Genomic DNA, 11,896 nt, shown 5'->3' with positions numbered 1-11,896 from the left:
GGTCAGATCCTTGCGGGTGTGGTGGAGCCGACGGCGCGCAGGGCGCCGTGCAGGTGGACCAGGCCGTCGGCGGGCTCGCCGCGCTCGGCGTGCTCGACGGCGGCGACGACCAGGTGGTGGTCGCCGGCCCGGACCACCTGGCGGCGCGAGCAGACGAGCCGCGCCGGGCAGCCCTCCAGGAGCGGTACGCCGTGGGGGCCGGTGCTCCAGCGCGTGGGCGGCGCGAACCGGTCGGCCCCCTTGGCGGCGAACCGTTCCGCCAGCCCGGCCTGGCCGGCCCCCAGCGTCTGGATGCCGAACCAGTGCGCGTCCTTCATGCGCGCCCACGTCGACGAGGAGTCGGCCAGGGCGAAGGAGACCAGGGCGGGTTCGGCGCTCAGCGAGGTGAAGGAGGTGATGGTCACCCCGGCGGGCCCGGCCGGGGTGGCCGCCGTGAGGACGGCCACCCCCGAGGCGTGGGCCCGGAGCACCGAGCGCAGGGTGGTGGCGTCGACGGTCACGACCCGCTCCCGGTGGGTGCGAAGGCGGGGCGCTGCAGCCCGAGGTGGTCGCGCAGCGTGGTGCCCTCGTACTCGGTGCGGAACAGCCCGCGGCGCTGCAGCTCGGGGACGACGAGGTCCACGATGTCGTCGAGGCCGTCCGGGAGGTAGCCGGGCATGACGTTGAAGCCGTCGGCGCCGCCCTCGGTGAACCAGGATTCGAGCTCGTCGGCGATGGTCTGCGGCGTGCCGAGCAGGAAGCGGTGGCCGCGGCCGCCGGCGACGGAGAGGAACAGCTCCCGGATGGTCAGGCCCTGGCTGCGGGCCTGCTCGTAGACGAGCTGCTGCCGGCTCGTGCTGCCCTCGGTGGGCGGGAGTTCGGGCAGCGGGCCGTCCAGCGGGAGGTGGGAGATGTCGACGTCGCCGAGGAGGCCGGTGAGCAGGCCGAGCCCGACGACGGGGTCGACGAGGTCCTGCAGGACGGCGTACTTGTCCTCGGCCTCGGCCTGCGTGCGGCCGGCCACGACGAAGACGCCGGGGAGGACCTTGACGTCGTCGGGGTTGCGGCCGTGCCCGGCCACCCGGTCCTTGACGTCCTTGTAGAAGACCTGCGCCTGGTCGAGGGTCTGCTGCGCGGTGAAGACGACCTCGGCCCACCGGGCCGCGAAGTCCATGCCGTCGCCCGAGGAGCCGGCCTGCACGATGACGGGCCGGCCCTGCGGGGAGCGGGCGAGGTTGAGGGGGCCGCGCACCTGGAAGTGCTCGCCCTTGTGGCCGAGGACGTGCAGCTTCGCCGGGTCGAAGTAGCGGCCGGACTCCTTGTCGTAGAGGAACGCGTCGTCCTCCCAGGAGTCCCACAGGCCGGTGACGACCTCCATGAACTCCCGCGCCCGGTGGTAGCGCGCGGCGTGCGCGGGCTGCCGGTCGAGGTTGAAGTTCTGCGCCTCGGCGTCCGTCACCGAGGTGACGACGTTCCAGCCCGCGCGCCCGGCGCTGAGGTGGTCGAGGGAGGAGAACTTCCGTGCGATGTTGAAGGGCTCGTTGTACGTGGTCGACGCGGTCGCCGTGAGACCGATGTGCGTGGTGTGCACGGCCAGGGCCGACAGCAGCGTGAGCGGCTCGAAGTGGACCATGCGGCCCTGGCGGCTGAGCTCGTCGGCGTCCTTGTAGTGCGTGCGGACTCCGGCGCCGTCGGAGAGGAAGACCATGTCGAACTTGCCGCGTTCGGCGGTCCGCACCAGGGAGCGGTAGTAGGCGAAGTCGAGGCCCCCGTCCGGGCGGGCGTTGGGGTGCCGCCAGGCGGCGACGTGGTGTCCGGGCGCCGGGAGGAAGGCACCGAGTTTCATCGTGCGACGCGTCGTGCTGATGATGCTCACAGAAGTGCTCCGGTGGGACGGGTGGGGCAAGGGAAAGAGGTGGGACGGATGGCCGGCCGGCGCGGGGCGGCCGGCCGGGGCCGGGCCGGTCCTCGCGTCTCAGCCGAGGCGGCGGACGGGCGAGCCCGCCAGGAACGCCTGGATGTCCTCGACGGCGTGGCCGTAGTAGGTCGCGTAGTTGCTGCGGGAGACGTAGCCGAGGTGCGGGGTCGCGAGCAGGCGCGGCGCGCTGCGCATCGGGTGGTCCTCCGGCAGCGGCTCGACGTCGAAGACGTCGACGCCGGCGCCCGCGATGGTCCCGGCGTGCAGCGCCGCGAGGAGCGCGTCCTGGTCGACGATGGCGGCCCGCGAGGTGTTGATCAGATAGCTGGTGGGCCGCATCAGGCCGAGCTCCGCGGCGCCCAGCAGGCCCCGGGTGCGGTCGCTCAGCGCCAGGTGGACCGAGACGAAGTCGCTGGTCTCCAGGAGCTCCTCCTTGGAGGCCGCGAGACCGGTGCCCACCTCGTCGGCGCGCTCCTTGGTGAGGTTCCGGCTCCAGGCCACCACGTCCATGCCGAAGGCGAGGCCCACCTGGGCGACCCGGCTGCCGATCTTCCCCAGCCCCAGCAGGCCGAGGCGGCGGCCGTGCAGGTCGGCGCCGACGGTGGACTGCCAGGGGCCGCCGAGGCGCAGCGCGGTCGCCTCGGGGACGATGCCGCGGGCGAGGCCGAGGAGCAGGGCCCAGGTCAGCTCGACGGGCGGGGTGGAGGAGCTGGCGGTGCCGCACACGGTCACGCCGTGCCGCTCGGCGGCGGCGTAGTCGATGACGGAGTTGCGCATGCCGGAGGCGACGAGCAGCTTCAGCCGGGGCAGCCGGGCGAACAGGGACGCCGGGAAGGGGACGCGCTCGCGGAGGGTGACGACGATGTCGAAGTCCGCGAGTGCGGCGGCGAGTCCGTCCTCGGTGCCGAAGTGCTCGGGGAAGGAGACGACGTCGACGTCGCCTGCGACGGGCGACCAGTCGGCGACGGTGGTCGCGACGGACTGGAAGTCGTCGAGGACGGCGCAGCGGAGTTTCATGTCAGCTCTCTCCATCGGTGGTGTCTGTTGCGGTCACGCCGAGGCCGGGGCCGTCGGGCATCAGGAGCGTCCCCTCGTCGATCCGCAGGCCGCGGAAGGGGTCGTCGGTCAGGTCGACGTGGCCGTCCAGGTCGAGGTGGTCGGCCAGGGGGGCGAGCTGGGCCATGGCGGTGACACCGAGTGCGCTCTCGGTCTTGCAGCCGAGCATCACCTTCAGCCCGGCCCGCCGGGCGAGGGTGGCGGTTTCGTGGGCGCGCCGCAGGCCGCCGCACTTGGTCAGCTTGATGTTGACGGCGGAGGCGCAGCCGCGCAGCCGCAGGACGTCCTCGGGGCCCGTGCAGTCCTCGTCGGCGACGACGGGTAAGGGGGCGTTCTCGTGGACGTAGCGCAGGCGGTCGGCCGGGCCGGGCGGGACGGGCTGTTCGAGGAGTTCCACGCCGTGCCGGTCGAGTTCGCGGGCGACCTCGACGGCGCGCTCGGGCGTCCAGGAGCCGTTGCCGTCGACCCAGATGCGCCCGTCGTAGACCTCGCGCAGGACCCCGGCGCGGCTGCCGTCGTCCTCGGGGGTGAGCTTGAGCTTGAGGACGGGCCAGTGGGCCAGGGCCCGGCCGCGGCGGACCAGTTCCTCGTCCGAGCCGGCGCCGATGGACAGGGCCGTCGGGGCCAGCGGCTGCCCGGCGAGTCCGAGCAGGGCGTGCAGCGGGAGTCCGGCCCGCTTGCCGAGGAGGTCGTGGAGGGCCATGTCGACGGCGGCGACCACGGCCGGGCGGATCCCCGCCGCGTGCAGCCGGCCGAGGGTGCGGGCGAGGGCGAGCGGGGAGGCGTCCGTGAGCAGCGGCAGGCAGGCGTCGAGCTCGCCGGGGCGGGCCGCGAGGGCGGTGCCGTATCCGGTCAGGCCCTCCCAGTGCAGCAGGAGCACCTGCTGGTGCACGTGGGTGGTCAGGCCGGTGTTGCTGGAGAACGGCTCGGCGAGCGCGGCCCGGAGGGGGTGGTGCTCGGCCTTCACGGGTCCGCCGGCGGGACCGTTCACGGGCCCGCTCGTGCTGCGGCTCGCGCTGTGGCCGGTGCTGCGGCCGGTGCTGCGGCTCATGCGTTGATCACCTCCTCGAAGGCGCCCACGACCGCCGAGGCCTGGCGGAGGGTGAGGTCGCGGAAGCCCTCGGGCTCGACGGGGACGGACGGCTCGCGCAGGACCCCGTCGTGCGGGACGCCGCTGCCGTCGCGGAACCGGCCGCGCAGGTACGCGGAGAAGCCCTCGCCGTGCTCCTGCAGCCAGCCGACGGCCGTGTCGTAGGCGGCGTCGGGCCGGGCCGCGCCGACCGTGCGCAGGAGCGCGGCCATCAGGTCCGCGTCGCGCGGGTCCGTGCCGGCCGGGCAGAGCATGAAGACGGGCGCCGGCAGCAGCACCACGCACAGGGGCCGGGCCCCGGGGAAGGATCGGACGAGGGCGGAGGCGATGGCGCGCATCCCGCGGACCGTGGCCTTGCGGGTGAAGTAGCCGCCGCGGCGGGGCGGGCAGCCGGCCATCGCCCGCGCGCCCCAGTGCAGGTGGGTGACGAACGGGTCCTCGTCGCGGCCCGCGGGCCCGTCGGGGAGGTGGGTGCCGAAGAGCCCGGTCAGGACGCTGGTCAGCAGGTGGGACACCACGGGCAGGACGGGCGGCAGCGCGCCCAGCCTGTCCTGGAAGTCCTGCGGGCCGGTCAGGGCGCGGAAGGGCTCCAGGGCCGCTTCCGCGAGGGCGCGGGCCGAGCCGTAGCGGTGGCCCGCGAGGAGGAAGCCGCGGCCGTCGGCGTGGACCTCGCAGCGGGAGACCTCTCCGTCGAGCCGGACGGCGTGGCTGATCAGTTCGCCGAAGGCGCGCCGCGGGCCGGGGCCGGCCGCCGCCTCCTCCAGCAGGAGGGTCAGCATGCCGGTGAACGCCTCGGCGTTCGCGACGATCGAGGAGGCCTCCAGCTCGAAGCGGTACCCGGCGATGGTGTGCATGCGGCGCCAGTGCACGTCCGCCAGCGGGACGAGGCTTCCCTCGTGCTCGGTGCTGACGAGCGGGCAGAACAGCGGGCGGCTGCGGTCGCGGCGCACGAGCGCCCGGCCGTCCCAGCTGTAGAGCGGCAGCACCCGCCGCGCGCCCCGGTCGACGACGGACCCGGGCAGGTAGACGGCGTCGCCGCCGGCCGGGGTGGCGCCGTCCGGCTCGGTCTCGGTCTGCGTGAAGCCGTAGATCAGCGGATAGCCGTGTCCCTGCCCGCAGATGGCGGTGTTGAAGTCCATCGGCCCGGAGCGCCCGAGGGCGATGTCCTCCCAGTTGCCGAGGTGCCCGGTGCGCGGGGGCAGCAGGGCGTCGTCCTTGTGGATCAGGTCCAGGAGGGTGCCGACGGGCACGTCGCGCGTGCCGAGGTGGACGGGGGCGAAGGACTGCGTCCGGCCGGCGAGCGCCTCGGCGCCGGCGGCGTCGAGCAGGTCCAGCCCGGCGAGGATGTCCCGGCTCATGCCGCTCCCCCGCCGTCCTCCTGCGCGGCGGCCTCCAGCCGGCCGAGCAGGTGGGGGAGGGTGCCGCCCGCGAGGAGGACGTCCCACTCCCCCGTCGAGTGCACCTCGGCGCGGGCCGTGAAGGCGGTGGCGCCGGCCACGACGCGCACCGTGCCGGTGTCGCGCAGGTGCTCCAGGCCCTCCAGGGCGAACTCCTCGTGCCCGGTGAGGCCGAGCGCGGACCAGCTCTTCGCGTCCGGGAGGAGCAGCGGCAGGATGCCCATGGCGCAGAGGTTGGCCCGGTGGATGCGCTCGAAGCTCTCGGCGAGGACGGCCCGTACGCCCAGCAGCCAGGGGCCCTTGGCCGCCCAGTCGCGGGAGGAGCCCTTGCCGTAGTTCTTCCCGGCGAGCACGATCAGCGGGGTGCCGGCTGCCTCGTAGCGGCGCGCCGCCTCGTGGACGGGCAGCCGTTCGCCGCTCGGGATGTGGAGCGTGGTGCCGCCGCTGCCGCCGGGCCCCGTGAGGGCGTTGTGCAGCCGCGGGTTGGAGAAGGTGCCCCGCGCCATGACCTCGTGGTTGCCGCGGCGGGAGCCGTAGGAGTTGAAGTCCGTCACGCCCCGCTCGCGCAGGTGGACGCCGGCGGGCGAGTCCGCCGGGATGGCGCCGACCGGGGAGATGTGGTCGGTGCTGACGTCGTCGCCGAGGGCGAGCAGGGCGCGGGCGCCGCGCACGGGCGCGTCGGCGGGACGGGTGGCGCCCACGAAGGCGGGGGGCCGGATGTAGGTGGAGTCCTCGTCCCAGGGGAAGACCGGGCCGACGGGTGCGGTGATGGCGTCCCAGCCGGGGTCGTCCCCCTCGGCCGCGGCGAACAGTTCGGGGGTGAGGAACTCCTCTTCCAGTGCGGTCAGTTCGGCGCCGCTGGGCCAGATGTCGGCCAGCAGGACGGGCTCGCCGTCGCTGCCGGTGCCCAGCGGTTCGCTCTCCAGGTCCGTGCGGACGGTGCCGGCGAGGGCGAGGGCGACGACCAGCGCGGGCGAGGCGAGGTAGCCCGCGCGGACCTGGCCGTGGACGCGTGCCTCGAAGTTGCGGTTGCCGCTGAGGACCGCGGCGACGTTCAGGCCGTGCGCGTCGACGGTCTCCCCGACGCCGTCGTTGAGGGGGCCGCTGCCGCCGTTGCAGGTCATGCACCCGTAGCCGGCGACGTGGAAGCCCAGCTTCTCCAGGTGGGGCAGCAGCCCGGCGTCCTGCAGGTAGCGGGTGACGGCGCGGGAGCCGGGCGACAGGCTCGTCTTCACCCGGTCCGGGACGGACAGGCCGCGCTCGACGGCGCGCCGGGCCAGGAGGCCGGCGGCCAGCATGGCCTTCGGGTTGGACGTGCTGGTGCAGGAGGTGATGGAGGCGATGACGATGTCACCGTCGCTGAGGCCGTTCGCGGTGCGCACCGGCCCGCCGTGGAACCGGGCGAAGGAGCCGGGCAGTTCGGGTATGGCGATGCGCTGGTCGGGCTGGCTCGGTCCGGCGAGGCTCGGCCGGACGGCGCCGAGGTCGAAGTCGACGACGCGGCCGAAGCGCGGCTCGGGGCCGCGGCCGCCCTCCTCCCGCAGCAGGTGCTGGTGGCGGCAGTACGCCTCGGCCAGGCGGACGTCCTCGTCGCGGCGCCCCGTCTGCCGCAGGTAGCGCAGGGTCTCGGCGTCGACGGGGAAGTACGCCGCCATCGCTCCGTACTCCGGGGCCATGTTGGCTACGGTGCACCGGTCGGCGGCGGACAGCGCGTCGATGCCGGGGCCGGTGAACTCCACCAGCAGGCCGCGCACGTTCTCCTCGCGCAGCCGCCGCGTGAGGGTCAGCACCACGTCGGTGGGCGAGACGCCGGGCCGGACCGTGCCGGTGAGGCGGACGCCCACGATCGCGGGGATGCGGATCGGCTGGGCGAGCCCCAGCATCAGGGCCTCGGCCTCCAGGCCGCCCACGCCCCAGCCCAGCACGCCCAGCCCGTTGACCATGGTGGTGTGGCTGTCGGTGCCGATGACGGTGTCCGGGAAGAGCAGGCCGTCGGGGCCGCCGGCGACGACGGTGGCGAGCTGCTCCAGGTTCACCTGGTGCACGATGCCGCGGCCCGGCGGGATCACCCGCACGCCGTCGAAGGCGCCGCGGGCCCACTTCAGGAAGGCGTAGCGCTCGGCGTTGCGGGCGTGTTCGAGCGCTTCGTTGCGGGCCTGCGCGTCCGGGCGGCCCGCCCAGTCGGCCTGCACCGAGTGGTCGACGACCACGTCGACCGGCAGCACCGGGTTGACCCGCTCGGGCCGGTCCACGCGGCTGCGCAGCGCCGCCAGGTCGACCAGCAGCGGGATTCCGGTGTAGTCCTGCACGAGGATGCGGGCGGGCGGGAAGGCCATCTCCAGGCCGGCGTCCTCGCCCGCGGCCAGCCGTCCCGCGAGGAGGGCCGCCTTCCCGGGCTCGCCGGCGCGCAGCAGCGCCTCCAGCAGGATGCGTCCGGTGTACGGCACGGCCGCGAGGTCCACGCCGTGCCCGGCGGCGAACCGCGGCAGGCTGTACAGCTGCGCGTCGCGTCCCGCGAGCTGCTCCCGGGTGATCACGTGGCAGTCACTTCCTTCTCGTCCCCCGACGTCTCGTTACGTGTCGTGCCGTCCTGCCGTGCCGCGCCGTCCTCGCCGGGCGCCTCCCGGTCCCCCGCGACGGCCCCCGCCAGCAGCACGTACGCCGCGACGACGACCGCACCGGCCAGCAGGGCGGAGGCCAGTGACCGCTGCTCCAGGCGGGAGACGAGCGGCACCAGGGCCGCCGAGACTCCCGCCGTGACGAGGTTGCGGGCGGTGCCGATCCGGCCGCGCACCGCCTTGCCCGCCCTGAGCTGCAGGGCGGTGGTCACCGTCGTCCAGGAGACGGTGTTGCACGCGCCCAGGACGAGCGCCAGGCCGGTCACGACGGGGCCGCCCGGCCCGGCCGCGAGGGCCGCGAAGCACAGCGCCTGCCCCGCGAGCCCGGCCCGTACCGCCCCCTTGGGTCCCAGCCGCGTTTCGAGGGGTCCGAGGGCGGGCGCGGCGCAGATCGCGCCGACGGCGAAGGCGCAGTCCATGGCCGACAGCCAGTAGGCGCTGCCGCCGAAGTGCCGTGCGACCAGGGCGAACAGCAGCAGGTTGAACAGCACCACGGCGATGTTGTCCGCGGTGCCCAGCAGGAGGTGGCGGGCGAAGCCCCGCTCGGTGCGCAGCAGGGCGACGACCGGGCCCCAGCCCGCCGAGGCCCCCTTGCCCGCCGCGGGCTCCGCCTCGGGCCGCGGCATCCGCGCGGCGGCGATGGCCAGGCCCGACAGGAGGAAGCCGGCGCCGGTGACCAGGAAGCACGCCGAGGCGCCCCAGCCCTGGATGATCACTCCGGCCACGGCGGCCCCGAGCAGCGCCCCGCCCTGCTGGGCGATGTTCGAGTAGGCGTTGAAGGTGCCCAGCGCCGCGCCGGGCACGGCGGCCGGCGCCATGGAGAACATGGCGCCCCGGTAGAAGGGCTGCCCCGCCTTGATGCACAGGGACATCGCCATGATCCAGCCCAGGGGGCTCGGTCCGGAGAGCATGACGCACCCGATGGCGACGAGCGCCGTCCCCCGGGCGAGCTCGATCGCGGTGCAGATGCGCCGCGGGTCGCCGCGGTCCACCCACGGCCCCGCCACCAGGGGGACCGTGAAGGTCAGGAGCTGTTCGACGATCAGGACGATGCCGAAGGCGGCGATCGAGCCGGTCTCGTCGTAGAGCAGCTTTCCGGCGGCCAGGGTCTGCATGCCGCCGCCGAGGCTGGTGGCCAGGGTGCCGCCGAGCAGCCAGCCGCCGGACCGGCCCAGCTTCACCCCGCGCATGCCACCACGAACCTCAGCTTCCCGGCCGCCGCCCGGCTGCGCTCCACGGCTTCCTCGCTCGTCGCGCCGGTGGCGATGACGCAGGCGGCCCTGCCCTGGCTGGTGAGCGTCGCGCCAAGCACCGCGCCCGGCTCCTGGAGCTGTTCGACGGTGACGACGCCGGGCTGCGCGGCGGCCTCCTGCGTACCCTCGGTGCGCTCCAGGACGCCGGCGGCGGAGGGGGTGACGAAGGTGATCGCGGCGGCGCGGAACGCCTCGGTGAACAGGCCGGGCACGACCGTCTCCCCCGCCACCTGCCGGATCCAGGCCGTGTCGAGGTCGAGGCCCAGGGCGAGTTCGGCCAGTTCGACGATGTGGTCGCCGCCGAGCCGCAGGTGGGTCTCGACGACGCGCAGCCCGCCGGCCGTGGCGATGACCTCGGTGTGCGTGGGCCCGTCCGTCACGCCGAGGGCGTCGAGCACCCGCGGGACGAAGGTGTCGACGGCGGCCCGCAGCGCGTCGTCGACGGGCGCGGGCACGCAGTGGCCGGTCTCCACCCGGGTGGCCTCGTCGGTGAACTTCTGGGTCACGCAGACGACGCGGTGCTCCCCCTTCTCGGAGAGCGCCTCGACGCTGTACTCCTCGCCGTCGAGGAAGCCCTCGGCGAGCATCCGGTACCCCTCGGGCAGCCGGGCGGGGACGTCCGCGGCCGAGCGGACGACGGTGACGGCCGCGCTGCCGCTGCCGTCGACCGGCTTGACCACCAGCGGATAGCCGTGCTCCGCGGCGAAGGCCGTGACGTCGTCGCGCCCGCCGATCTCGCGCGCCGGCGTGGGGTCGACCCCGGCCCGCCGGAGCGCGTCGCGCATCAGGTGCTTGTGGCGGGTGGCGCGGACGGTCTCCAGCGCGTGGTACGGCAGGCCGAGCGCGCCGGCGATGACGGCGGCGAACTCCTGCGTCTCCTCGTTGAACCCGCCGATGGCGTCCACGGGGTCGTGCTCGTGCACCATGCGGGCGGCGGCGACCCACTCGGCCACCCCGGCCGTGTCGGGCAGCGCGACGATCCGCTCGTACATCGACAGGTCCCGCTGGGTGCGCACCCGGGACAGCTCGGCGACGACGCTCAGGCGCAGGCCGAGGCGGTGGGCCTTGGCGTGCATCTGCCGGGAGCGGCCGATGCACAGCAGGTGGCGGCTCATGCGGCGCCTCCCGCGTAGCTGCGCGAGCGGGGGCCGTTGTAGCTCAGCAGGGGGCGGATGAGCACGTTGTTGGCGTGCTGTTCGAGCACCTGGGCGACCCAGCCGGCGGTGCGGCCGACGACGAAGAGGGGCACGGCCAGGTCGTCGGGCAGGCCGAGCAGCCGGTAGGCGAGTCCCGCGTACAGGTCCACGTTGGGGGCGACGCCGCGCCGGGCGTACGGGCCCATCGCGGCGGCGACCGCGTCGAGGATGTCCAGGCCCCGGGTGTCCCCGCGCTCCGCGCTCAGCTCGGCGACGGTGGCGCGCAGGTGGCGCACCCGCGGGTCCTCGGTGCGGTAGACGCGGTGGCCGAAGCCCATGACGGGTTCGCCGCGGCCGTGCAGCTCCTGCACGTAGGCCGCGGCGTTCGCGGGGCTGCCGACGTCGTCGATGAGGCGGACGACCCGCTCGGCCGCGCCGCCGTGCACCGAGCCCCCGAACGTCGCCACGGCGGCGGTGAGGGCGGCGGTCATCCCGGCGCGGGAGCCGGTGGCCACGCGCGCGGCGAAGGCAGAGGCGTTGGAGCTGTGGTCGGCGTGGACGATCAGCCCCTTGTTCATGAAGCGGACGGCCGCGGGGGTGGGCGCCGCGCCCAGGAGCACCGTCAGGAGCGCCTCGACGGCGGGCACGTCCTCGGCCGGCAGGACCGGCTCGCGCCCCTCACGGACGGCGTGGTGGGCCGCGACCAGCATGGGGATCCGGGCCAGCAGCGTGATCCCCGCGTCGAGCGCCTCCCCGTAGGTCTCGTCCGCGGCGGCGTCGCGCCGGGGCCCGTAGGCGGCGAGGGCGGGCAGGCAGGTGAGCAGCGCGTCCATGGGGTGGGCGTGGGCGAGCGAGCGGACGAGGGAGAGCACCTCGGACGGCAGGGCGCGACGGACCTGCAGCTCCTTCTCGAACGCTGCGCGGGCGTGCGCGTCGGGCAGTCCGCCGTGGACGAGGAGGTGGGCGACCTCGGTGTACGAGGCGTGCTCGGCCAGGTCGTGGATGCTGTAGCCGCGGTACTCCAGGACGCCCTCGGCGCCGTCGATGCGGGTGATGGTGGTGTGGTCGAAGCTGACGCCTTCGAGCCCGCGGTGGACGGCCTTGCCGGGCTGCGGCGCCGTCGCCGCCGCCGGCGCGGCGGGCTCCTCCTGCGCCGCGGGTGCCGGGCCGCCTTCGGCGGTGGAGGGGCCCGCGTGCTCGGCGGCGAAGGCGCGGATCGCGGCCACCGTCCGCAGTTCCAGGGTGAGTTCGTCGTCCACGGGGGTGCCGTACGCGTTCTCCAGGGCCATCATCAGCGTCACGTGCCCCAGGGAGTCCCACTCCCGGACGGACTGGTACTCCAGGTCTGCGGTGATCCTGCCTTCGTCGATCCTGAGGGTGTGCGCGATCAGCTGGTCGACGCTGTTCATGTTCTTCTCCACGGAGCGGTCTTCGAGGCGTGTCGTGCGG

9 protein-coding genes are annotated in these 11,896 nt (G+C 74.8%); all 9 read right to left on the bottom strand.

Going from position 1 to position 11,896, the window contains the following annotated elements; all coding sequences use genetic code 11:
* Positions 1–2 precede the first annotated feature (2 nt).
* Entirely contained in the window at positions 3–500 is a 498-nt protein-coding gene (locus tag ACFPP6_RS00100; RefSeq protein WP_382035388.1) for a flavin reductase family protein, read from the bottom strand.
* A complete protein-coding gene (locus ACFPP6_RS00095) occupies positions 497–1,855 on the bottom strand; it encodes an LLM class flavin-dependent oxidoreductase (RefSeq protein ID WP_382035386.1) in 1,359 nt (452 codons plus the stop codon). Before ACFPP6_RS00095 ends, ACFPP6_RS00100 begins: the two co-directional genes overlap by 4 nt.
* 99 nt (positions 1,856–1,954) lie before the next feature.
* Complete coding sequence (locus tag ACFPP6_RS00090; protein WP_382035383.1) at positions 1,955–2,914, bottom strand: D-2-hydroxyacid dehydrogenase family protein; 960 nt, start codon at positions 2,912–2,914, stop codon at positions 1,955–1,957.
* A gap of 1 nt (position 2,915) precedes the next feature.
* Entirely contained in the window at positions 2,916–4,004 is a 1,089-nt protein-coding gene (locus ACFPP6_RS00085) for a mandelate racemase/muconate lactonizing enzyme family protein (protein ID WP_382035380.1), read from the bottom strand.
* The gene (locus ACFPP6_RS00080; RefSeq protein ID WP_382035378.1) at positions 4,001–5,401 is read right to left on the bottom strand and encodes a DUF6025 family protein; all 1,401 of its coding nucleotides are present in this window, start codon (positions 5,399–5,401) and stop codon (positions 4,001–4,003) included. Before ACFPP6_RS00080 ends, ACFPP6_RS00085 begins: the two co-directional genes overlap by 4 nt.
* A complete protein-coding gene (gene acnA, locus ACFPP6_RS00075; RefSeq protein WP_382035376.1) occupies positions 5,398–7,977 on the bottom strand; it encodes an aconitate hydratase AcnA in 2,580 nt (859 codons plus the stop codon). Before acnA ends, ACFPP6_RS00080 begins: the two co-directional genes overlap by 4 nt.
* Positions 7,974–9,248 carry an MFS transporter gene (locus ACFPP6_RS00070; RefSeq protein ID WP_382035373.1) on the bottom strand — a complete coding sequence of 425 codons (1,275 nt, stop codon included), beginning with the start codon at positions 9,246–9,248 and terminating at the stop codon, positions 7,974–7,976. The genes acnA and ACFPP6_RS00070 overlap by 4 nt, the downstream gene beginning before the upstream one ends.
* Complete coding sequence (locus tag ACFPP6_RS00065) at positions 9,236–10,426, bottom strand: ATP-grasp domain-containing protein (protein WP_382035371.1); 1,191 nt, start codon at positions 10,424–10,426, stop codon at positions 9,236–9,238. The genes ACFPP6_RS00070 and ACFPP6_RS00065 overlap by 13 nt, the downstream gene beginning before the upstream one ends.
* Positions 10,423–11,856, bottom strand: coding sequence for a citrate/2-methylcitrate synthase (locus ACFPP6_RS00060; protein WP_382035368.1), 1,434 nt, complete (start codon positions 11,854–11,856; stop codon positions 10,423–10,425). Before ACFPP6_RS00060 ends, ACFPP6_RS00065 begins: the two co-directional genes overlap by 4 nt.
* Positions 11,857–11,896: the final 40 nt, after the last annotated feature.

It is taken from the genome of Streptomyces aureoversilis (genome assembly GCF_042657885.1).
In the GTDB taxonomy this organism is placed as follows: domain Bacteria; phylum Actinomycetota; class Actinomycetes; order Streptomycetales; family Streptomycetaceae; genus Streptomyces; species Streptomyces aureoversilis.
The sequence above is the reverse complement of the archived record's forward strand: the minus strand, read 5'-3'. Positions and strand labels throughout refer to the sequence as shown.